The organism is Alphaproteobacteria bacterium (genome assembly GCA_015062495.1).
Taxonomy (GTDB): domain Bacteria; phylum Pseudomonadota; class Alphaproteobacteria; order Rs-D84; family Rs-D84; genus Enterousia.
This window is the reverse complement of the sequence record SUUN01000001.1, coordinates 202,375-223,824: the sequence shown is the minus strand read 5'-3', so window position 1 is coordinate 223,824 and position 21,450 is coordinate 202,375. Positions and strand designations below refer to the sequence as shown.

21 protein-coding genes, 3 tRNA genes and 1 other RNA gene are annotated in these 21,450 nt (G+C 44.6%); 12 read left to right on the top strand and 13 right to left on the bottom strand.

Annotated features, from left to right (window positions below):
- Nucleotides 1–80 precede the first annotated feature (80 nt).
- A complete protein-coding gene (gene lpxA, locus E7008_01050) occupies nt 81–881 on the top strand; it encodes an acyl-ACP--UDP-N-acetylglucosamine O-acyltransferase (protein ID MBE6456514.1) in 801 nt (266 codons plus the stop codon).
- On the top strand, nt 871–2,010 hold the full coding sequence (lpxB, locus tag E7008_01045) for a lipid-A-disaccharide synthase (protein MBE6456513.1): 1,140 nt from the start codon (nt 871–873) through the stop codon (nt 2,008–2,010). The genes lpxA and lpxB overlap by 11 nt, the downstream gene beginning before the upstream one ends.
- Before the next feature lie 16 nt (nt 2,011–2,026).
- Here the strand turns inward: lpxB and priA are convergent, their stop codons facing one another.
- Nucleotides 2,027–4,225 carry a primosomal protein N' gene (priA, locus tag E7008_01040; GenBank protein MBE6456512.1) on the bottom strand — a complete coding sequence of 733 codons (2,199 nt, stop codon included), beginning with the start codon at nt 4,223–4,225 and terminating at the stop codon, nt 2,027–2,029.
- Between the two features lie 66 nt (nt 4,226–4,291).
- Here priA and E7008_01035 point away from each other — a divergent pair, with 66 nt between their 5' ends.
- Both E7008_01035 and E7008_01030 read left to right on the top strand, forming a co-directional pair.
- Nucleotides 4,292–5,026: a hypothetical protein gene (locus E7008_01035; GenBank protein MBE6456511.1), complete on the top strand. Its 735-nt coding sequence runs from the start codon at nt 4,292–4,294 to the stop codon at nt 5,024–5,026.
- 66 nt (nt 5,027–5,092) lie between these two features.
- The gene (locus E7008_01030) at nt 5,093–5,662 is read left to right on the top strand and encodes a hypothetical protein (GenBank protein ID MBE6456510.1); all 570 of its coding nucleotides are present in this window, start codon (nt 5,093–5,095) and stop codon (nt 5,660–5,662) included.
- Nucleotides 5,663–5,697: 35 nt separating this feature from the next.
- Here the strand turns inward: E7008_01030 and E7008_01025 are convergent, their stop codons facing one another.
- The 4 genes from E7008_01025 to E7008_01010 are packed head-to-tail and all read right to left on the bottom strand — an operon-like array spanning nt 5,698 to nt 9,792.
- Complete coding sequence (locus tag E7008_01025) at nt 5,698–6,450, bottom strand: TatD family deoxyribonuclease (GenBank protein MBE6456509.1); 753 nt, start codon at nt 6,448–6,450, stop codon at nt 5,698–5,700.
- Complete coding sequence (locus tag E7008_01020) at nt 6,441–7,346, bottom strand: AAA family ATPase (protein MBE6456508.1); 906 nt, start codon at nt 7,344–7,346, stop codon at nt 6,441–6,443. The genes E7008_01025 and E7008_01020 overlap by 10 nt, the downstream gene beginning before the upstream one ends.
- A gap of 3 nt (nt 7,347–7,349) precedes the next feature.
- A complete protein-coding gene (locus tag E7008_01015) occupies nt 7,350–8,528 on the bottom strand; it encodes a D-alanyl-D-alanine carboxypeptidase (protein MBE6456507.1) in 1,179 nt (392 codons plus the stop codon).
- A 19-nt stretch (nt 8,529–8,547) separates the two neighbouring features.
- Complete coding sequence (locus E7008_01010) at nt 8,548–9,792, bottom strand: MiaB/RimO family radical SAM methylthiotransferase (GenBank protein ID MBE6456506.1); 1,245 nt, start codon at nt 9,790–9,792, stop codon at nt 8,548–8,550.
- 50 nt (nt 9,793–9,842) lie between these two features.
- Here E7008_01010 and rpoZ point away from each other — a divergent pair, with 50 nt between their 5' ends.
- Nucleotides 9,843–10,223 (top strand): DNA-directed RNA polymerase subunit omega, encoded by a 381-nt coding sequence (rpoZ, locus tag E7008_01005; protein MBE6456505.1) that lies wholly within the window; start codon nt 9,843–9,845, stop codon nt 10,221–10,223.
- A gap of 9 nt (nt 10,224–10,232) precedes the next feature.
- Nucleotides 10,233–10,323, top strand: a tRNA-Ser gene (locus E7008_01000).
- Between the two features lie 232 nt (nt 10,324–10,555).
- Here the strand turns inward: E7008_01000 and E7008_00995 are convergent.
- The 4 genes from E7008_00995 to E7008_00980 form a co-directional block, all read right to left on the bottom strand.
- A complete protein-coding gene (locus E7008_00995) occupies nt 10,556–11,020 on the bottom strand; it encodes an ATP-binding protein (GenBank protein ID MBE6456504.1) in 465 nt (154 codons plus the stop codon).
- A gap of 62 nt (nt 11,021–11,082) precedes the next feature.
- Nucleotides 11,083–11,159: transfer RNA gene (locus tag E7008_00990), tRNA-Arg, on the bottom strand.
- A gap of 45 nt (nt 11,160–11,204) precedes the next feature.
- Nucleotides 11,205–12,026, bottom strand: a complete 822-nt coding sequence (locus E7008_00985; protein MBE6456503.1) for a hypothetical protein — start codon at nt 12,024–12,026, stop codon at nt 11,205–11,207.
- 1 nt (nt 12,027) lies between these two features.
- Nucleotides 12,028–12,816 (bottom strand): aminoglycoside phosphotransferase family protein, encoded by a 789-nt coding sequence (locus E7008_00980; protein ID MBE6456502.1) that lies wholly within the window; start codon nt 12,814–12,816, stop codon nt 12,028–12,030.
- Nucleotides 12,817–12,931: 115 nt separating this feature from the next.
- Here E7008_00980 and E7008_00975 point away from each other — a divergent pair.
- Nucleotides 12,932–13,007 (top strand) — tRNA-Met (locus E7008_00975).
- Nucleotides 13,008–13,053: 46 nt separating this feature from the next.
- On the opposite strand, the gene E7008_00970 is transcribed toward E7008_00975, so the two are convergent.
- From E7008_00970 to ssrA, 3 genes are all read right to left on the bottom strand, one after another.
- On the bottom strand, nt 13,054–13,362 hold the full coding sequence (locus E7008_00970) for a hypothetical protein (protein MBE6456501.1): 309 nt from the start codon (nt 13,360–13,362) through the stop codon (nt 13,054–13,056).
- Nucleotides 13,363–13,436: 74 nt separating this feature from the next.
- Nucleotides 13,437–13,664, bottom strand: coding sequence for a hypothetical protein (locus tag E7008_00965; protein ID MBE6456500.1), 228 nt, complete (start codon nt 13,662–13,664; stop codon nt 13,437–13,439).
- 35 nt (nt 13,665–13,699) lie between these two features.
- Nucleotides 13,700–14,073, bottom strand: a transfer-messenger RNA (tmRNA) gene (ssrA, locus tag E7008_00960).
- A gap of 31 nt (nt 14,074–14,104) precedes the next feature.
- On the opposite strand from ssrA, the gene obgE reads away from it, so the two are divergent.
- The 3 genes from obgE (at nt 14,105) to E7008_00945 (ending at nt 16,295) form a co-directional block, all read left to right on the top strand.
- Entirely contained in the window at nt 14,105–15,127 is a 1,023-nt protein-coding gene (gene obgE / locus E7008_00955; protein ID MBE6456499.1) for a GTPase ObgE, read from the top strand.
- Nucleotides 15,108–15,599, top strand: a complete 492-nt coding sequence (locus E7008_00950) for a hypothetical protein (GenBank protein MBE6456498.1) — start codon at nt 15,108–15,110, stop codon at nt 15,597–15,599. The genes obgE and E7008_00950 overlap by 20 nt, the downstream gene beginning before the upstream one ends.
- Before the next feature lie 72 nt (nt 15,600–15,671).
- Nucleotides 15,672–16,295: a rubrerythrin family protein gene (locus E7008_00945; protein MBE6456497.1), complete on the top strand. Its 624-nt coding sequence runs from the start codon at nt 15,672–15,674 to the stop codon at nt 16,293–16,295.
- 82 nt (nt 16,296–16,377) lie between these two features.
- Here the strand turns inward: E7008_00945 and E7008_00940 are convergent, their stop codons facing one another.
- Nucleotides 16,378–18,303 (bottom strand): hypothetical protein, encoded by a 1,926-nt coding sequence (locus tag E7008_00940; protein ID MBE6456496.1) that lies wholly within the window; start codon nt 18,301–18,303, stop codon nt 16,378–16,380.
- Between the two features lie 91 nt (nt 18,304–18,394).
- On the opposite strand from E7008_00940, the gene E7008_00935 reads away from it, so the two are divergent.
- Together E7008_00935 and E7008_00930 are read left to right on the top strand one after the other, a co-directional pair.
- Nucleotides 18,395–21,010 carry a hypothetical protein gene (locus E7008_00935; protein MBE6456495.1) on the top strand — a complete coding sequence of 872 codons (2,616 nt, stop codon included), beginning with the start codon at nt 18,395–18,397 and terminating at the stop codon, nt 21,008–21,010.
- Entirely contained in the window at nt 20,994–21,449 is a 456-nt protein-coding gene (locus tag E7008_00930; GenBank protein MBE6456494.1) for a hypothetical protein, read from the top strand. Before E7008_00935 ends, E7008_00930 begins: the two co-directional genes overlap by 17 nt.
- The last annotated feature ends 1 nt before the right edge of the window (nt 21,450 follow it).

Here is a 21,450-nt window from a genome sequence, read left to right as displayed (position 1 = left end):
GGTTATATTTATTTAATAACAATTTATATTGATATAATATATTATTCAACCCGTTAGTAATTAAAAAAACGGGTTTTATTATGGCTATACATCCAACAGCAATTATTCATCCAGACGCAAAACTGGGCGCAGATTGTAAAATTGGCCCATATTGCATTGTGGGTGCGAACGTGGTCTTGGGCGATCGCGTCGAATTGGTTTCACATGTTGTTGTCGAAGGGAAAACGTCCATCGGCGATGATTCTATTATCTATCCATTTGCCGTCGTCGGCGTAATGAGCCAGGATTTAAAGTGGCAGGACGAAGCCACCATGACCGGTGTCCGCATTGGCAAACGTTGCAAGATTCGTGAATATGCAACCATTCATTCGGGCACACCTGCGTCTGATGGAACTGTGATTGGCGATGATTGCCAGATTATGGTTAACGCGCACGTTGCGCACGACTGTCGCGTTGGTAACAGTGTTGTTATGTCCAACTTGGTGCAACTTGCCGGCCATGTAGAGGTTGAAGATTTCGCAATTATAAGTGGTGGCGCAATGGTTTTGCAGTTCGCACGCATTGGTCGTAATGCGTTTATTGGTGGCATGTCGGGCGTTGGTAACGATGTATTACCATATGCCATTTATGACGGCAGTCCGCGCGCCGTATACCGAACCATTAATCGTGTTGGATTAATGCGCCACGGATTTACAAACGAAGATATGCACGCCATCCACAGCGTATATTCCGCTGTGTTTAACGGGGGCGACGGCACGGTGTCTGAACGCCTGGCCAAAGTACGCAAGGAAGTCAAGAATAACAAATACGCAATGGACGCAATCGACTTTATTGAAAATCGTTCAAAGCGCGGAATTGGCACATCCAAAAATGCAGAATAAAAAACAGACTGTATTTATTATCGCCGGCGAAGTATCAGGTGACGTCCTGGGCGGTCGTATTATGTCCAATATGCCAGACACCAATTTTATCGGCATTGGTGGCGAAAATATGACGGCGGCGGGGTTGCGGTCATTGTTTCCGATGTCTGACCTGGCGGTTATGGGCATTGTCGAAGTTTTGGCGCACGCCCGCACATTGACGCGTCGCATTAAACAGACGGCCGACGCGATTATTGAAAATAAACCTGATGTTGTTGTGTCAATTGATGCCCCTGGTTTTATCAAGTCCGTGATTAAGCAGATTCGAAAATCCCCCGCGGGTCAAAAACTGATTGCAGATGGCATGAAATTTCATCACGTTGTCGCCCCCCAGGTATGGGCATGGCGTCCCGGACGTGCCAAGAAATACGCAAAAATATTTGATAAGTTATATGCATTTTTTGAATTCGAAGTACCATATTTCACCAAACACGGCCTGGAAACGGTTGCGGTTGGCCACCCGATTGCGGGTGCGCTGATTGGTGCGAATAAACGCGCAAAAAAAACGACCGAAAAAATCATTACCCTTGTCCCAGGCAGCAGAATGTCCGAAGTAAAAAAACTATTACCACTTATGCATGATGTTGCCGATCGTCTGGCGCGGGATGGCTATGTGGGGTATAAATTTGTAATACCAACCGTGGAAACAACGGCTGAATACATCCGTAATGAAACCGCCGATTGGCGCGTTCGTCCAACACTTGTTCCGGCGTCCGAACGCTATGATATTTATTCGAAAACATATATTGCAATCGCGGCCAGCGGTACGGTTTCGGCGGAATTGGCGATGTTGCACGTGCCAACAATTGTGGTTTATAAAATGAATGCAATCACAACCTGGATTGGCCGTATGTTAATTCAGACACAGTGGGTGTCATTGGTTAACATCCTGTTACAGCGCACGGTGTATCCTGAATTTTTGGGCCCGGCCGCAACAACCGATAATATCATTGACGCGGTTCAGCAACTAACAATCCCATCAAAACGCGAACGTATGATTGCAGATTTGAAATCTGCCGATAAATTATGGTGTCCCGGCGATTGTGATGCCGCCATGTTGATTGCAGACGGCATAAAAAATTCCGCATAATTGCGGATTTTTTTGTTCACATAAAATTAATCGGGTTTACATCAATCTTGACGCGAATATTTGCAGGTTGCTTAACCTTGCCCAGCCAGTGTGCCACCGCCGGTTGCAATGCCGCCGTCGCACCCCCCGCGACCAAGAATCGCATACGGTACCAATTTCGTATCTGATAAATCTGGGCGGCAATCGGCCCCATAATCTTTGCCCCGTTCAGTGTCGGTGCCGCCGCTGCTAAATCATTACAGTATTTCATCAGTGTGGCTTCACGTTCGCCTTCTACGATAATCGCAATTAATTGCCCATATGGTGGCATTTTTGCCGCCCGCCGCCCCGCCATGTCGCCCGCCATAAATTCGTCGCGTGCCCCTGAACAAATCGCGGTTAAAACCGGATGATCGGGTTGATACGTTTGCATTAAAACGCGTCCTGGGGTTGAACCGCGTCCTGCACGTCCCGCAACCTGGAATAATTGTTGGAATGTATGTTCCGCGGCACGAAAATCTGTCCCAAACAGTCCCATATCCGCATCTACAACCCCCACCAGTGTCAGATTGGGGAAATGATGCCCCTTGGCCAGTATTTGCGTACCAATAACAATATCGATTTCCCCATTTTCCATTTTGTGCACCAATCGTTCCAACGCCTGGCGCGATGTAATAATGTCGCTGGAAACCAACGCTGTCCGTGCATTTGGAAATCGCATGTTAACTTCTTCTTGGATTTTTTCCAATCCCACCCCGCGCATCGATACGTCTGTGCCACATTCTGGGCACGCCTTGGCCAATGGCGCGGTTCGTCCACACATGTGGCACAATAATTTGCCAACGCGTTTATGATATGTCATTCCAACACTGCAATCTGGACATGTCGCCGTCCATCCGCACTTTTTACACTGCACAATTGGTGCAAATCCCCGCCGGTTTATAAACAGCATTACCTGTTGCCCCGCGGCCAGTGTTTCTGATATAGCATCGCACATTAGCGCAGATAAAAATCCAGTTTGTTCGGCGTCGTTCACGGTGTATGGTGTCGGTCGATTTTCGCGCAAATCAATTGTTGTTATTGTGGGCATTTGCGCGCCCCCAAATCGTGATGTTAATTTCAGGCGCGTATACTTGCCAATGTTTACGTTTTCGATTGTTTCGGCTGCAGGTGTCGCACTGGCCAGTACAACGGGAAATCCAGCAATTTTTGCACGCAGTATGGCCATATCGCGCGCATGATAGTTCCCCATATCTTCCTGTTTGTACGACGTGTCGTGTTCTTCGTCAATAACGACCAGGCCTAAATCCCCCCATGGCAAAAACAACGCACTGCGCGTTCCCACCACCATTTTAATTTTACCACTTAAAACCCCGTGCCAAATATCGCGTCGTCGCGCTGCGGTCAGATTGCTGTGCCAAACAACAGGCGGTGCGCCAAATCGTGATTCAAATCGCGACATAAACTGCGCGGTCAGTGCAATTTCCGGCATCATCAGCAATACTGACTTGCCTTTTTTATACGCGCGCCACGCGGCGTCAAAATATACCTGGGTTTTGCCACTGCCTGTGATTCCATCCAACAGGTGTACTGAAAAACCGCCATTTTCGATTGCGCATCCAATTACATCGGCGGCATTTTGCTGTTCGCTATTTAATACGATATCCCCAGAATCTTGATAAACACAGGGTTCAAATTGTTTTGCTTTTACCTGTTCCCCGGCGGATATCAATGTGCCGTTTTTTATCATGGTTCGCACAACGGCGGCGGATACGCGCGCTATATTTTGAATATCAGACACGGTCATCGGATCGTTGTCGTTCGACGAAAATGCATCCATTACCGCCATCCGATTTTGTGTCATACGTGTATCACTGTCAAAGTTAAAAGAATACAATGCCTCCATCCGTGGGGGTGAAAACGCATCTGGTATATTGATAATCAACCGTAACACCATCCCAGCCGGAATCAGTGTCCAGTCGGCCATCCGCTTGATCCACTGTAAATCAGTTATATTCAATTTCGCGTCATGAACAACGGACACGTCGCGAATTTTTTCATCTGGCAAATTACTGTCGCCTATGCCCCACACGACCCCGACGCATGGCCGGTTCATAACGCGCACAGATACAAAAGTGCCAATATCCGCCGGTGCGGTTAAACGATAATCGTATCCGCCGTTTGGAATATTAGATATTAAAACCTTTACAACCGTGCCTGAATTAAACATATTCATAAAGTACTTGTTTTTTTCATTTTTTTCAATACCATTTATGGCATAAATTTGGCAAGGGTTTGTAAAGTGTTGTGGCGTTTATATTTTGAGATTTATGATTTCCTGGTGCATTTTATTCCAGTGCGCAAATGGCGCAATACCATCCGACGCAAAGAACTGTACGATTATCGTAAAAAATTCCGCGCACTCAGGGCGGCTTTGCCACACAACGAATTCCGGCATATTCGCGTGATTAAGGGTGGGTGGAATATTGATTTTATTGTGAACAATAAATATGTTTGCAAAATCCGCAAATATTATGACAAGGATATCCCCATTGAAAAAATCATGCGGGAAAAGCGTATAACAGACGCCTTTGGGCCAATTGTTCCAATTCGTATTCCAAAAATTGATATTATTGAATCCTGTGGATATACCTTTTATAAATATAATTTTATCCCAGGCAAGAATCTAAACCGTATGTCCCTGCGCACAATTACCAAGAATGGCTGGCGTTGGGGAAAACAATTGGCTGAATTTATTAATGCAATGCATAATGCCGACCCTGTCGAATTGGCTGATTTGAAAAACGGTGATGGCGACGGTTGGAATCACAATGACATCTGCAACAACATTATAGTAGACCCGCGTACAATGAACATTGTTGGATTGATTGATTGGGAATATTCGGGCTGGGGCACACTGGAAACAGAATTTCATAACTGTACCGCTTTTTCCAAAAAAATGCATGAATCTGGTATTGGTACGGCAATACAGCTGGAATACCACGTTATGCAGAAACGAAAAGCGAAAAGAAAATAATCTTTTTGTTGACAAACAATTTATTTTGGCTATATTTACACTGGTAAAACAAACCAGGGGGCAAATATGCAGAAAAAATCACGTATGGATAAAAACGGCGAAACAATGGCGGATCGCGCGTTAAAGAAATATATCGCATGGATATCCGAAGAGTTTTATAAGGAATTCGGTCTGGGCAAACGCGACAGTAATTTGCCAACCATCGAGGCCAAGAAATTGGCATGGCAAACGTTACACCCATGGAACGAAGACAAAGAAAAATTCATCATCAAACAAACTAAGTTATATATTCGCCTGTTGGATTCACATGATTCCAATTCGACGAACCTGCAATTTATCAAAGCGCTTGTAAATCGTATTGCTGTTTATCTGTCGGAATATTGCCAGAATGGCCCAAAACGTTCTAAAAATCGTGCACAAAAAATACTAAAAGATGCCCTGTATGAAAATAATTCATACATCCGTGGTCTGGAATTGTACCAGGCTGAACGTCGTATGAATGCGCAACCACGAACCCAAAAAACGGTCGCCGATCGCAAAAAGCGTGAACGCATAGCCGCCCAACAGAAAAGACGTGACGTGGAACGCCAGGTTCACATCATGTTTGTCGAGGTTGCAACCTATCGCAAGAAATAAAAAATCCCCCATCCGGGGATTTTTTTATTCGTATATTATATTTGAATTTTTGGATATAATTTTTTTACATTGTCCACCAATGTTGTTTCCAATTCGTCCATTGATATGCCGTGTATCTGGGACAAAACCCGCGCCGTCTCGATTACCATCGCAGGTTCGCAAACCTTGCCGCGATATGGCACAGGCGCGCAGTATGGCGCATCTGTTTCAATAACAATTCGGTCAATTGGAATTTTCGAAAAAGTTTCGCGAATTTCGTCTGCATTTTTGAATGTCAAAATTCCACTGGCGGAAAACATAAAACCACGGTCCAGCATCTTTTTCGCCAAATCCCACGAACTGGTAAAGCAGTGCATAACGCCACCTACATCGCCCGTTAAAATTGCGGCTGTGTCTTCTTCGGCTTCGCGCGTATGTATCGCCACGGGCAGGGCGTATTTTTTTGCAATTTCCAACTGCTGTTCAAACAATTTAATTTGTTGATTGCGATTGTCTGAATTATAGTGATAGTCCAATCCGATTTCACCAACGCCAACAACACGCGAATGGGTCATAACAGAATCCGTCAGGTATTTTGTTGCATCCACATCTGCGTATTCTGGATGTATTCCAATTGTGCAAAATATATTATCGTACGTTTCGGCCAGTTTTAATGCCGCCGGAATATCGGTCGGATCTGCGGTGGGACAAATCATCACACCAACGCCATTATCCATTGCATGTGCAATAACGCCATCTGTACCGTCCGCATATTTATCCGTCAGATGACAATGTGTATCTATAAACATTTTCTAATTTCCATTATGATTTTAAATATCGCAACCTCAGGTTCCAGATATACGTTCTTGACATCTGCGATTGCGCGTGTGGCCACCGGATACATCTCTGCCAATCCAAAGTATGCAATTGCATCCAACAAAATTCCATGCAGTTCTGGATATGGCGCAATTTTTCGTGATATTGCCATAATATCTGAACTGGTCGTGCGTTTGTCGCCCAGTTTTTCAATCAGTTCCGCATAGATTACATCCCCGCCTGATTTTTTCAAGTTTGCAATCTTTCCAAAACTGCCGTTGCTCAGTTTCAGTGTTTCTGTGCTGATTTCATCATCTGGAATAAACTTTACACACAATTCACGCAACTGTGAAATGGTCAGTGGTCGCATCTTTTCAACACGTGCACGCGAACGCACCGTCGGCAACACATTTGCCAATTGATGCACCACCAACAAAAACAATGTCTTGGCGGGTGGCTCTTCCAGTAATTTTAATATCGCATTTGATGCCGCGGTGTTTAATTGATCGACCGAGTCAATCAAAATCACGCGCCAATCCCCCGACATAGACGACATCTGCATCTTGTCAATCATTGCGCGTACGGTATAGACCGAAATCACCTTGCCGTCTGGTTTGGGTTTGCCGTCTTTGTCGATATTTCGGTCGATATCCACGATAAAGAAATCCCCAACATTCCCATAAACCATTTTTGCGATTTTGTATGCCAATGTTGCCTTGCCGATACCCATCGGTCCGGTCAGCATCCATACCGGATGAATTGGATGTGTGTCGCGTTGTTCCCACGCATTCATAAAACTGCGCAGTGTATCCGCATGCCCGACCAAGTGTTCGTTATCCATCGGATGTGGAAAGTTATATTCATTTACCGGTTTTTTTCGTGGTGCCATATCTTATTCCCATCCAAATATTACCTTGATATTTTTGAACGCGCGCCCCAAGAATTGTGTCTTGCTGACTTTATCTTTTGCAACCAATGGCGCACTGGCGATAACGCGTCCATTTTGTTCGGCAATCAGTTGTCCAATTTCATCGCCTGCCTGTATTGGGGCGGTCACTGGCTCGTTAAAACGCGCCAGGACGCGAACATTCTTAATCCCGACTTCTTTATCTACTGTTATTGCAAACGGTTTTGCTACGGTTGCCTCTACCGTTTTTTTGCGACCGTACCAAACTGGAATTTCTGTGACTACATCATCAGGTTGATAGAATACCTTGCTGACTGTATTCGCAAATCCAAATTCCAACAACTTTTTCATTTCGCCCGCCAATGCATCGTGCCCTTTGCCGCGGAATCCGTTGATAACACCAATCAGGCGACGCCCACCAACCTTGGCACTGGCAACCATGCCATATCCGCCGTCACTTGTGTGACCTGTTTTCATGCCGTCTGCGCCACGCATATTGAACAATAATTTATTATAGTTCAATGTGTGTGTTCGCCCCCATTCGCGACACCAATCGGTTTTGTGTTCTTTAAATTCAAACCGTTTTGTTGCAAACATTGGATAAATGTCTGGATAATCTGATATCAGATGTTCTGCCAATATCGCCAATTCGCGACTGGTCATTAAATTATTCGGATCGGGCAGGCCACTTGCATTACCAAACGTGGACTGTTCCATTCCAATACTGCGTGCTTTTTCGGTCATTTTTGCAGTGAATGCCATCTCAGACCCGGCCAATTGTTCGGCCACAACAACCGATGCGTCGCCCCCCGACAGCACAATCAGTCCCAGCACCAAATCACGCACACTAATCGTCTGTCCTGCGACCAGGCAAATCTTACTGGCTGGATACCACTCTGGTCGGTTATAGTCCGCATTTTCCCCAACCGGAAATCGCGTATCCATTGTGATATTGCCTGCCTTTAATTCATCAAACAACACCGCCAGCGTCATCAATTTAATCATCGAAGATGGCGGCATCAGTGTGTCTGCATTTTTAGCGACAATTTCCACCCCTGAATCATAGTCAATCAGAAATGCAGACTTCGCCTTGGTCTTGAATTCTGCGGCATTTGCCGCGCCCATAATCAGTATTAAAAATAAAGCAAATAATTTCTTTTTCATGGTTTTGATATTAACAATTCTAAATCATAATGCCAATAAAATAATCATCCGCAACATCGATTAATTTCACATCGCAAATTGTGCGTGGCGCAATTGCACACCCATCAATTTTCACGGCAATGTCGTGTGGGCAACGGGCGATATTGTTTTCTTCCATTAAAACCTGGACTGTCTTGCCAATTTGTTCCTGCATAAATTCCGCACGGTTTGCGTTCGCAACGTCATTTATTGTGCGTACGCGTTCTTTGGAAATTGCGCGATTTACCTGATTTGGCATATCGGCGGCTGGTGTTCCCGGTCGGGGGGAAAATGGAAAAGCGTGAATCTTAATCGGTTTGGTTTCATGCACTAAATCCAACGTTTCTTGGAACAATTCCTCTGATTCGCCCGGAAATCCGCAAATAATATCCCAACTAAATGTAATTTTCCCCATGCCACGCTTTACCAAATTACGCACCCGTTGCGCCGTATGTCGCCGACCCATAGACTTTAATATCGTATCCGACCCCGACTGCATAGAAAAGTGCAGATGCGGCATCATGCGTTTGTCGCTTAAAATCAAATCAATGACATTGTCAATGTCCGGCACCGCCGGGTCAACCGATGACAGACGCAACCGTTCAATCCCCGGCACATCCGCCAACAGACGTTTGCATAAATCTGAAATCAAACAAACCTGGTCGCCATCTTTCTTGACATAGGATGCCAAATCTACCCCCGTCAGCACGATTTCCCCAAACCCATTTTCCACGGCGCGCCGTGCGTCGGCTAAAATATCTGCGTATTCAAATGATACTGCCGCACCACGTAACTGACGCGTGATACAGTACGCACAGTTATGATTACAACCATTTTGAATCTGAACAAACTGCTTGGATAATCTTGTGTCAACTTGATTAAATATTGTGATTTCCGGTTTTTTTATATCGATTTTACCCCCGATATATTCGTCTAATTTCATTTTGTTGGCATTGGAAATCACAACTGTGTTCGGGATTTTCGCAAACAGTTCTGGATTGCGTGTCGCCGCACATCCCGTCACAAACAGCGGTGCGTTTGGATTTTCGCGCGCTATGCGTCGTACGGCTTGGCCTGATTGGCGTTCGGCTTCGGCTGTGACGGCACAGGTATTAATAACAATGGCCGTATTTACGTGCGGGCTTAACATATTTTGAATCTTTTCTGATTCCAGCGCGTTCAGCCGACATCCAAAAGATAGTGTTTTAATATTACTTTTTTTATTTTCTGCTTGCATTTTGACCATCCGAATGGCATTATAGCCTGACTGAAAACGATTTCAACAAAGGAATTAAAATGGCACGCACAACAAATTCTGATACATTACCATACGTAGAAAGCCGTTATGAACTGGGTATGCTGGCATCCCAGCGCGTTCGTGACCTGAACGGTGGTGCAGAACCTGTGGTCGCAAAAAACAACGATAAATTGACAGTTGTTGCCCTGCGTGAAATTGCCAGTGGAAATCTGGATGTGAACGCGGTTCGTCACGAATTTGTTCAGTCTTACAAGGATGCCCCATCTGCCGCTGATGGTGCTGAATCCCTGGAAATTGGCAGCGAAGATCCATTGCTGCGTGAAATCGACGCAGAATTAGAAGCGACCTTGGCTGACGATGAACCTGGCTCAATCACGGTTGACGAAGCGGTTGAAGCCGCCACCGCAGACGCAGAATAATTTAGATCCGGAGATGTCGCATAGTTGGTCTAGTGCGCTACATTGGAAATGTAGTATACCCGCAAGGGTATCAAGGGTTCGAATCCCTTCATCTCCGCCAGGAAATTAAAATCTTAAACCGCCCACAACGGGCGGTTTTGATTTTAACCTAGCAGAGATGAAGGGATGCGCCAGAGCGCAGCGCATGGCGAATACGATAATGCGCGATTAGAAAAATCTAAAAAAATCGACCAGGCGAGATTTTTTTGATTTTTATTATTGCGTATCGAGGACAGGAATTCATCTCCGCCAGGAAATTAAAATCTTAAATCGCCCACAACGGGCGGTTTTGCCTAATAATTATCAATGCGTATAAAATCTTCATCTGCCTGGGGTTCTTCGAACATTTGTTTAATTGTATCAAAGTTTTTGATGTTGTTTTCTGCGATTTTGCCCGGCCGTTGCGCGATGCGTTCCTTTAAGATTTCGTCTGGTGCATAAACGTAATATACAATTGGTGTCATCCCAATTTGTCTGGCGCGTGCACGCGCGGCGTCACGCGATTTGCGCGTCCAAAATCCAACATCAAAGACAACATTTTTATTCGATTGTGCGCACAGTTGAATTTTTTGCCATAAATCATCTTCTGCTGTGGTAAAACATTTTTCCCAGTTGCTTTCATATTCGTCACGCGCAAACATTTGCATTACGTGGTTATCAACATTCATATATTCTGCATCATACTGTTTGGCCAGTTGTTTTGAAATGGTTGTTTTGCCCGCCCCCAGGAATCCACATATCAGAAATATCTTTGCCATGCTATATGTCCTTAGTAATATGTTTTAAACATTAAAACCGACCATTCGGTCGGTTGCAATTATGGCGCACCCGGCGCGATTCGAACGCGCAATCCCCGCCTTCGGAGGGCGATGCTCTATCCAATTAAGCCACGGGTGCAGTGTTGATTATTATAAATGTTTTGCAACGAAATGCAAGGTGTCTTTAACGGCTGGGCGGGGTGTTGTATCCGTGCCACAACAATCGGTTCAGGGCCACTTGGGGTTCGCGTATCGCATTCAAAAATCCAAGGCCACCCACAATTGCGCGACGGTTTATCCGACGTTGCATTGTGTCTTCGTAATAATCCATATACTCGTCATAGTTGTTCAGTGGATATGTTCGCAATGTCATCAGTACTGAAAAACTCTCGTTGCACAGTGCGATTGCGTCTAAATCGATTAATCGTGATACGCGCAGATTATCGTCAACCAGTATGTTTTTGCTGTTCAGGTCATTATGAAAAATTCGCATTGTGCCATTGTTGGAAAACATACGATGCACAAACCCGTACGTATGTGCCAAAATTGGATGGACGCGCATCTTTTGGGTTGTGGTAAATATTTCATGCATATACTTGCCGCGTTCTGGTTTAAAATCCGCTGGGGGAATATCGGAAATCTGGCGTTGAATATCTGTGGCTTGTTTATAGATGTCAAAAATTTCTGCGTCTGACATAGACTTTTCAGCGCGTTCAAAGAATGTTGGCGACGGGCAATATTCGTATGATTCAAACCAACTGTCCAGATACGCGTGTATTGTGGTGCGTGGCGTTGGGATGTCGTGCAGTGCCAGTAAATTGCTTACCCGGTGGTTGCGAAATACTATATCATAGTCGCTGAACCGGCATACATAAGTTCCGCATGGTGTGTCGCACATGAATACAGGGCTGACTCCACCTGGGACGTGTGGTGTGCGCAGATTCCACGAATTTGGGAATGCGTTTTTGATTGCGGAATGATAAAATGCATCGCTGTGTAATTTCATATTATTTGCAATATCCGCGAAAATATAATCCACATATTTGCTCTGTTATGCTCAGGCGTACTGGTTGCAACCGTCCTGGCAACACATCGTCGCAAATGCTGTAAAATTCATATCGATTCAGTTTATTTCGTCGTAATGATAACCCTGTGATTGCCAGTGCAAAGTTAATGTTGGCGACTGATACGGCGTTTAAATCCAAAACGGATGAAATTTGTTTGTCATCATTCAGTACGATATTGCGTGGTGTTAAATCGCAATGGCAAATGCTTTGGTGGCCGGCGTTTAATAACTTTGTGCCGTATTTGACACACTGGCCCAGTGCCCAAGAATCTTTCTTGGTTACCACATTAGATTGTGCGACGGCTGAACAGTTTTTGTTTTCAATATTTCTGAAATTGTGCAGCGGGATTTCTGACATTTTCTTTACTTGGTATGCCATCATTTCATAGACGTCCCTGATTTCCGAACTGGACATACCCGCGTCCAGACATTCCTGAAACGTTTGTCCCGGTGCATATGGATATGTTTCAAAATACTGTCCTTGGTACAGGTTCAGTTTTACAGTTGGAACTGGGATGTTATGCGCCTGTAAAACCTGGCTAATGTCGTGATTGCGATGCGCAACGTGTCGCGGATTAAATCGAAATACAACGCGTCCCATATCGGTTGTGTCGACAATAAAAATCCGGCTGTTTGTGCCACGAATAACCGGGACATCTACGTGGCGGATGTTCCGGGTAGTATCGCATATTGCGCGGTGATAAAATTTCAATGTTTGTCTGTCGGTCATTTTGTATATTTTATTGCCAAATATATTTTATCGTCAATATTTTCTAAGTCAAGAATAATGCAATTGTAAAAATTTATCTTGCATGATTTTATAAATTATATATAATGTGCGCCGTGGGTTAGTAGCTCAGTGGTTAGAGCGGAGCGCTCATAACGCTTTGGTCGTGGGTTCAAGTCCTACCTAACCCACCAGAATTAAAAATCCCCCAATTTGGGGGATTTTTTGTATAAAGCATAATTATTCTTCGACCAAAACCATTGATTTTCCATCTTCGACAATCAAGTCCGGATCGTCTGACACCTTTTTATCGCCCGCCCACACATAGTACGAATATGGTACGTCGGCCGGTGCCTGAATTTCAATAACATGTTTGGCTGTTTCCAATACCAAATCATTACCGTTTGGCGATGCATAGCGCACCACTGCGCAATTCGCGCCAATGCACGAATCTGCGATATTTGATTGATCAATAACTTCGTTCGATGATGACTGACAGCCCGCCAAAATCACCATCATACCCATCAGGGGCAAAATAATCCGTTTCATACCTGGTATTATATCATATTTTTAGACGATAAAAAAGAAAAAACCGCCAATCGGCGGTCTTTCAGTTTTTTTTCTTAGCGACGGCGGAATCCATTACTGTGCTGTGCGCTGTTGCTGGAACGCTTTGATAAATAGCGTGCCGCAATCAAAACCAGCCATTCCAGTGTCAGCAGACCCAACCCAATTAATTTATTTTCAATACCTGCGACCCAGCCCAAAACATAGACCAACTGTGCAATGAATGAAATGTATAAAACACCAAATACGCCTGTAAAGAATATCTTTTTAATTTTTCCAAACATTTTATGTCCTTTCCATATTTATTGTAATAAATCAAAATGCCCGATTTCTGGTGCCAGGTATCGGGCGACCCCGCAATAACTAAAACGAATGTGGTCAACAATTGCCAACCATATTCAACGCCATATTAGGCAGCCATTGCAAGGCGAACATTGTCGTTCGCAGCGATTCTATCGCCATTCAGTTTTTAGTTGGCTTTTAACGACGCCATGTCGGATTCACCCAATTTGTCTTTCATCACCTGTCGAATCTATGTCAGCCCCATAATCAAATACGACCCCCAGTCGTATCAGATGGTGGAGCTGTGGGGTACCGCCCCCCAGTCCAAAATGACTATTTCACAACGGATTCAGAATCATCACCATATTCGGCCCACTTATTATAGTGTTTTAGACTGGAAATTGCAAGTTTTTAGATTATAATGTGCGCAAAGGTAAATAAAATGAAGTTCTTAGATCGTGCAAAAATTTATGTCAAGGCGGGCGATGGCGGAAACGGTTCGGCCAGTTTTAGACGTGAAAAATATATCGAGTTTGGTGGCCCAAACGGCGGTGACGGCGGTCGCGGTGGTGATGTAGTGTTTGTTGCTGTGCCAAATGTGAACACGCTGATTGATTATCGCTATAAAACGAAATTCGTGGCCCAACGTGGTGAAAATGGTATGGGTAAAATGCGCACGGGCGCATCGGGTGACACATTGGTATTGCCTGTGCCGACAGGAACGGTGATTTTGTCAGAAAACGAAGAAATCGAATACGCAGACCTTAACGAAGACGGTATGGAATATCGCGCTGCGCGTGGCGGAAATGGCGGGTGGGGCAATCTGCATTTTAAAAGCCCTACAAACCGCGCCCCGAAACAGGCCAACGATGGCCTGCCGGGTGAAGAACGCACGGTTGTTCTGCGCCTGAAACTGATTGCTGATATTGGACTTGTTGGCTTTCCGAACGCAGGCAAATCGACGTTGTTGTCTGCGGTGACGGCGGCGCGCCCAAAAATTGCAAACTATCCATTTACTACATTAAATCCGCAATTGGGTGTCATGTACGCGCACGACCGCGAATTTGTTTTGGTTGACTTGCCCGGCCTTATCGAAGGGGCGCATACCGGCGTCGGCCTGGGCGACCAGTTTTTGGGGCATGCTGAACGTACAAAAATGATATTGCATGTTATTGACGGCACAGAACCTGATTGGGTGGCGCGCTATGCGGCAATTCGCCATGAAATGGATTCGTATGGTGGCGACTTGGTTGCCAAGCCTGAAATGGTTGTAATAAATAAAATTGATGCGATTGACGCCGACGAATTGTCTGAAAAAATGACCGCGTTCAAGAAATCGTTTGGCCGAAAAAAGAAACCTGAAATATTAACCATCAGCGCAGCAGGGAGAGTAGGGATTCCGGAGTTGGTTGCCGCCATAGAAAAGAAGTTCTTGGGGCTTGAAAATGACACAGTACAAAAATAAGTTTGCCACGCATACAAATATAATGGACAAATTTCGCGATTTTAATCGTGACAGACGTGCGGGCGTACATGCGTATACATCTGATAACACAACTGTGCCGTTAACGTCTGTAAAGTTGTCCCAGGTTGAATTTGTGGCGGGGTTGTGGCGCGTTCAAAACCCTTTTCCGCATAAAATCCAAGATGTTAGGGATAAACAATTTGTTTTGGAAGCTGTGTTGCCCCATCGGGAAAAGAACCATTTTGAATTTTATTCGGCCTGGTTGGTGTCTGAAAATTGCTATGGTAAATATATTTTAGATGGCGCGAAATATATAGTGGCAAAATATACGACCGATAATGGCACTTATTGGTCATATGGGAACACAATTGAACAGGCGCGCGCTTTTCTTGGTATAAAATTATACGATGAATACATGGATTTAATTCATGCCCATGCCTGTAAAAATCAATTGGCACGTCAAAAGAAATAATTTTTTGATTTTTGATATATCGTCTGGTAAAATCCATCTACGAACAAAAAAACAGCAAAAGGAGAAGCACCTATGGTATCATTAAAAGGTACACAAACTGAAAAAAATCTATTAATTGCATTCGCCGGCGAATCCCAGGCACGCAATCGTTACACAATGTACGCGTCCCAGGCAAAAAAAGACGGCTATCAGGCAATTTCCAAAATCTTTCTGGAAACTGCGGACCAAGAAAAAGAACATGCATCCCGTCTGTTTAAATTCCTAGAAGGGGGCGATCTGGAAATAACCGCGTCATTCCCTGCGGGCAAAATCGGCACTACATTGGAAAACTTGCAGGCTGCTGCCTATGGCGAACACGAAGAAAATACAGAAATGTATCCAAAATTTGCACAAATTGCCGCCCAAGAAGGCTTCCCAGCAATCGCTGAAATCCTGAAAAATATCGGCTATGCGGAACGTTATCATGAATCACGTTTCCGCGCATTGATTGATGCAATTGAAAACGGCACATTGTTTAAGCAAGATAAAATTGTTATGTGGCGTTGCACAAACTGTGGCATGTGGCACATCGGGACCGAAGCGCCATCTGTATGCCCAGCATGTCTGCACGAACAGGGCTATTTCATCAGCGAAGGGACAATTTCCCGCTGTGATACAAACGAAGGCTTCTGTGAATACAGTGTTATCGATGACTAATTAAAAATCCCGCCATTCGGCGGGATTTTTAATTGGTTTACCACAGGCGCATCAGGATTATATGCGCTCGTCAAACGGGTTTTTATACATAGTTTTTCAATGCGATATAAATCTGGCCTGGTTCGGTTTTTATCAGTGCTGCCGATACCCGGTCTGCATTATCGGTTTGCTGCGCTCGTGCCAATATTTTGTCGAAACTGCGCACGAATTGTGTCGCCTGGGAACGGAATACCGCGTCGCCTTTTAGCATTTCCTTGATGCGTTTTTTGTCTGCTGCATTCAGCATCTTGGCCAGCCATTTCGAAAATATAGTTTTGTCGCCACCGTGATATTTTTTCCATACAACGTCTGGAATTTCTGCGCCGGCTGCACGTGTTAAATCCATTGACTGTTCGTGCAGTTTTTCAAACATTTTGTCGCTTTGATTCAAAAAATCCTGGCTGCTGACATGACCAAAAGATTCCGTCGGCGCGGATTTAATTGCGTCCATTGGCGCGGATGCGCGCGCCACCATCATTTGTTTGTTCAATGTCTGCATGGTGTTAACCGCCTTGGCATAGTCTGACATTAAATCGATCATCTGCTGACGCGATGCGCCGGCCAAATCTTCCAACTTTATCGCAGAATCTGAAATCGCGGTCGTTGATTCCGCAACGGTGGTCTTCATCTGATTTAGTTTTTCGTTCAGACTGCCAACAATCTGTTCCAGTGTTTGGCTGGCTTCGACACTGCCACGTGACAGGTCGGGCAGGGCGGAATAGTATTTTTCAATCAACGCAGACAGTGGCTGCAACTGTGCGGTTGTTTCCGCAGACATCTTAATCAGGTTTTCAGATTGTCCCGATAATTGTGTATGCGCTGTATTCATTTCAATCAGTGTTTCGCGAACCCCAGTTGCCATCGCGCGTACAGATTCACTGAATGCGCTTGCCGCCGTCTTGGTATTTTCAAGTGTTGCATTTGCAACGCCCGATACTGTCTTTAATTCTGATACGACGCCGGTTGCAAATTCTTTTATTTCGCCATCAAATCGATTGGTCAGCGTTGCGAGTTCGGTTGATATGCCACGCACTGAATTTTCCGTCCCTGTGGCGGTTGTCATTAACGTCTCTACTGCATCGGTCAGGCGGCGTGTCTGTTTGTCGATTGACGATTCTGCCAATCTTACCTGGCCCGCAACGACATTGGCAGTGTTGGTCAGTGTGTTCATCTGGCTGGTTAATTGTTTTTTTGATTGTTTGCTAAATTCAGCCAGTTTATCCAGGTGGCCGTCTAATAATCTGTCATTTCTTATCATGACATCTTCATAATTAGATGCGGATGTTTTTACTTCGCTAAATCCGTCTGCCACCGATTTTGACAGTTCGGACAACCTGGATTGCATTGTTTCTGTATCACCGGCCAGGTTTTTCATCTGTTCGGCGTTGTTATTAAATTCGTTTTTCAGATTTTCTGATAATTCTTTGCCGCTTTCTATCCATGCGTCTATCTGTGTTTGGATTTGTGTCGTACGTTCGGTTGTGTCTTGTGATGTTTGGTCTATGCGTCCCAACAGTCCATTAACCGATGTCATAAATCTGTCTGTGGAATTTTCCACATCTGTCCATGATTTTGAATCTACGATTTGTCCCAGTCCTGCCACAGTATTGTCCAGTCGTCCTGACATATTGGCGATTTTTTTTGTTGCATCATCTGCGGTGGCAACCAGTTTTTCGTTCTGTGTGGTCAGTACTTTTTTTAATTCGTCTGCATACGCGATTTGTGTGTTCAGGGTATCGCGCATCGTTTGAAAACTTTGTTCCAGTTTGTTAATTTCGTCTGCCAACAACGTGTTTAATACACGTACAGCGTCCGCGACCTTGGCGCGTTCGGGGCGCGTCATAATCATTAACAAAGATTCCATAATTTTCTGTGATTTTCTGGATACAAAAAACAATACCCCCAGCGTAATCGTCAGCAGTACGCCTAAAATTGCTCCACCAATTAATAATGCTTGTGTGATTTCCATTCCTTCCCCCTGAATCCAAGTGCAGATTTTTATATAACTTGCAGTTCCATTGGATTTATACTAAAATCAAAACGACAATGCAAGGGTATAAATGGCAAAAAAACGTACACTTTCACCAGAACAAGACATGGCCGCGAATCCAACGGAAAACGTTTGGGTTCAAGCGAATGCCGGCACCGGAAAAACCAGTGTCCTGGTCCAGCGTTTATTGCGAATTTTATTCCGTGCGTCTGATTGTGGCACGTCTGGAATATTGTGTCTGACGTATACTAATGCGGGTGCGGGCGAAATGCGCAATCGTATATTAAAATCCCTGCGCGAATGGGCGGTTGCCAGTGATGATGAATTAATCGAATTATTGGATGGTGTTGCGATAAATCGTCCAGCAACACCGGCTGATATTGCGCACGCGCGTGGAATATTTTTTCAGTTTATCGACAATCCCGAAATTTTAAAAATAAAAACCATACACGGTTTTTGTGAAGAGGTTTTGCACCGCTTCCCGATAGAGGCGGGCCTGTCCCCATCGTGGACATTGATATCTGATTCTGCCCAGCGATTGTTATTACAAGATGCCTTTAATAATTTGATTAATTCACCTGGTAAAAACGCCCGTGTTTATGATGCTTTTTCGCATATTGTGGGGCGTATATCCGAAACGTATATGACGGACCTGTTGGGTATATTAAGTTCCCAGTACAAGCAGTTTTTTCAAATTGAACAACTTGATAAATATCGCGAATACTTTATTGATACGACTCGTGATTTTCTTGGTTTGGATGTCTATAAAAACACCGATGTTACCCCAGAAAATCTGAAAAAAATCATCGAATTGGCACAAAACGACCAAAATAACGCAAAAAAGCCGGCAAAGTACCTGGACGATATTATTAACTTAACAAAACAGTATATTGATACGACTGCGGATTTTGAAAAATACAAAACTGCATATCTTACGGCCACTGGCGAAAAAAAATCACTTGTCTCTAAAAAAGAATATTTGGTCGCCGAACAGGATCGTGTTTACATACAAAACCAGTTTAATGCAAACCAGATGTTGTTCAACGATACGGTTGCGTTATTTGATTTGTCGGCGGCATTTGCAGACGAATATAAACGCCAAAAGCATATGCGCAATGTTTTGGATTTTGATGATTTGATTTTATATACGCGCAAATTATTTTCCAATTCGGCAACCATGGGTTGGGTTTTGTCGCAACTTGATTTGTCGCTATCTCACATTCTGGTGGACGAAGCCCAGGATACATCACCCGCCCAGTGGGATATTTTACGTTTGCTGGCGGGTGATTTTTTTGCCGATGGCGACACCAGTCAATCGCCGCGGTCATTGTTTATTGTGGGGGATACTAAACAGTCTATTTATGGCTTCCAAGGCGCAGATCCGCATGCTTTTGCACTCAGTCGCGATACAATATCTGAACAAATCGCTGAAAATATGCGCACGATTGCCGAAATCCCATTGGCGCAGAGTTTTCGTTCCACCACCCCGATATTAAAAACGGTCGATCGCTTTTTTGCAGATGCTGGCGTCATAGATATTTCTGGCTTTGTGAACAATGAACATAAGTGTTTTCGCATGGATGCACCCGGCGCGGTTGAATTGCACAAACTGGTTGCTAAATTAGAGGACGAAACCACCCTCAAACAATATATTGATGATGTGGCCGACAAAATAAAAACATTAATTGATTCCGGTAAATTTATGGCGCGCGACATCATGGTTCTGGTTCAGCAGCGTAATCCCATGGCGTCGCCATTGACCGTTGCGTTAAAGCGGCGCGGCATAGATGTCGCCGGCAGTGATCGTATCGTTTTGCCAAACTTTCCGGCAATACGCGACCTGCTTAATTTGACGCGTTGGTGTCTGAATCCGGCCGATGATTTTAGTTTATGCTGCGTGTTAAGAAGTCCGATTTTCTGTTTGTCTGAACTGGATATTTTTAATTTTTGTAAAATCAAAAATGATAAAAACAAACAATTAAAGCGCGCCGACCCAGACGCGTCCCCAACCACCGTGTTCGAAGTTATATCAGAACAGTATCCAGACATCTATTCGCGCCTGGTTGAATATCAAACCTGGGCATCGAAACTTGCGCCATATTCATTTTTTGATTCCGTTTTAAGTTCTGATAACACGCGTCAGAAATTTATATCATCCCTGGGCGCTCAGGTTATTGACCCTCTGGCTGAATTTATGACAATCTGTTTGGCATACGAACGTACCCAGCCTGGAACACTGTATCATTTTCTGAAATGGTTCATCACCGGGGGCAGTGAAATTAAACGCGACATGGACGCATCAAATGGTGTTCGCATTGTCACCGTCCACGGCAGCAAGGGTCTTGAATCCCCAGTTGTATTTTTAATTGATACTGTACGCACCCCAAAAAACGAAAATATTTTGCCGATTAAATCCGGCGATATGCCCGTATGGTTGTGGACGCCCCGTGGCGACGCCAGTGCCGAACGTCGCGATGCGTCTGATGCGCTGATGCGTGTGCGCACGGCGGAATATTATCGCCTGTTGTACGTTGCAATGACCCGTGCCCGCGATGAACTGTACATATACGGATATACCCCAAATAAAAACGCCCCCCAGAACGCATGGCACACACAATTGTGGCGCGTGTTGGCGGCCGATACCCCCCATGAACATATCAGGATAACAAATGACGATATTGCATAATATTTTATCTGCGCACGATTCCGCAATGCACGCCACGGCGCATGGCACACAAATGCATGGCCGATTACAGCATATTGTCATTGATGGTCAAAACACGCGCGGTGATGCTGTGTTGATACAGTTAATACAAAACAATCCTGATTTAGTGCCATTTTTTGCGCCAAATTCGCGTGTTGAAGTCCCGATTGCCGGCACAATAAACAACCGTTTCATCAGTCGCCGCATCGATCGATTGCGCATTGACGATGACACCAAATCGATTTCCATCTTGGACTATAAAACCGACATAAATCATAATACGTTTCGTGATAAATACATAATTCAGTTGCGCGAGTATATGACGCTTTTGCGCGCCCTTTACCCAGATTACAAAATCAGCGCATACATATTATGGACGCATGATTTTTCACTGGAAAAATTACCTGTAAAACCGCTATAAT

What these genes read in the sequence shown, in the direction of transcription:
- E7008_01030 (MBE6456510.1), top strand. Translation starts at nt 5,093, where the DNA reads ATGCAGAAAAAATCACGTATGGATAAAAACGGCGAAACAATGGCGGAT.
- E7008_00970 (MBE6456501.1), bottom strand. Translation starts at nt 13,362, where the DNA reads ATGAAACGGATTATTTTGCCCCTGATGGGTATGATGGTGATTTTGGCG.
- E7008_00935 (MBE6456495.1), top strand. Translation starts at nt 18,395, where the DNA reads ATGGCAAAAAAACGTACACTTTCACCAGAACAAGACATGGCCGCGAAT.
- E7008_01025 (MBE6456509.1), bottom strand. Translation starts at nt 6,450, where the DNA reads ATGTTTATAGATACACATTGTCATCTGACGGATAAATATGCGGACGGT.
- E7008_00965 (MBE6456500.1), bottom strand. Translation starts at nt 13,664, where the DNA reads ATGTTTGGAAAAATTAAAAAGATATTCTTTACAGGCGTATTTGGTGTT.
- E7008_01010 (MBE6456506.1), bottom strand. Translation starts at nt 9,792, where the DNA reads ATGGTCAAAATGCAAGCAGAAAATAAAAAAAGTAATATTAAAACACTA.
- lpxA (MBE6456514.1), top strand. Translation starts at nt 81, where the DNA reads ATGGCTATACATCCAACAGCAATTATTCATCCAGACGCAAAACTGGGC.
- E7008_00950 (MBE6456498.1), top strand. Translation starts at nt 15,108, where the DNA reads ATGACACAGTACAAAAATAAGTTTGCCACGCATACAAATATAATGGAC.
- E7008_00945 (MBE6456497.1), top strand. Translation starts at nt 15,672, where the DNA reads ATGGTATCATTAAAAGGTACACAAACTGAAAAAAATCTATTAATTGCA.
- E7008_01020 (MBE6456508.1), bottom strand. Translation starts at nt 7,346, where the DNA reads ATGGCACCACGAAAAAAACCGGTAAATGAATATAACTTTCCACATCCG.
- E7008_00930 (MBE6456494.1), top strand. Translation starts at nt 20,994, where the DNA reads ATGACGATATTGCATAATATTTTATCTGCGCACGATTCCGCAATGCAC.
- E7008_00995 (MBE6456504.1), bottom strand. Translation starts at nt 11,020, where the DNA reads ATGGCAAAGATATTTCTGATATGTGGATTCCTGGGGGCGGGCAAAACA.
- E7008_00980 (MBE6456502.1), bottom strand. Translation starts at nt 12,816, where the DNA reads ATGACCGACAGACAAACATTGAAATTTTATCACCGCGCAATATGCGAT.
- rpoZ (MBE6456505.1), top strand. Translation starts at nt 9,843, where the DNA reads ATGGCACGCACAACAAATTCTGATACATTACCATACGTAGAAAGCCGT.
- E7008_01015 (MBE6456507.1), bottom strand. Translation starts at nt 8,528, where the DNA reads ATGAAAAAGAAATTATTTGCTTTATTTTTAATACTGATTATGGGCGCG.
- obgE (MBE6456499.1), top strand. Translation starts at nt 14,105, where the DNA reads ATGAAGTTCTTAGATCGTGCAAAAATTTATGTCAAGGCGGGCGATGGC.
- E7008_00985 (MBE6456503.1), bottom strand. Translation starts at nt 12,026, where the DNA reads ATGAAATTACACAGCGATGCATTTTATCATTCCGCAATCAAAAACGCA.
- lpxB (MBE6456513.1), top strand. Translation starts at nt 871, where the DNA reads ATGCAGAATAAAAAACAGACTGTATTTATTATCGCCGGCGAAGTATCA.
- E7008_00940 (MBE6456496.1), bottom strand. Translation starts at nt 18,303, where the DNA reads ATGGAAATCACACAAGCATTATTAATTGGTGGAGCAATTTTAGGCGTA.
- priA (MBE6456512.1), bottom strand. Translation starts at nt 4,225, where the DNA reads ATGAATATGTTTAATTCAGGCACGGTTGTAAAGGTTTTAATATCTAAT.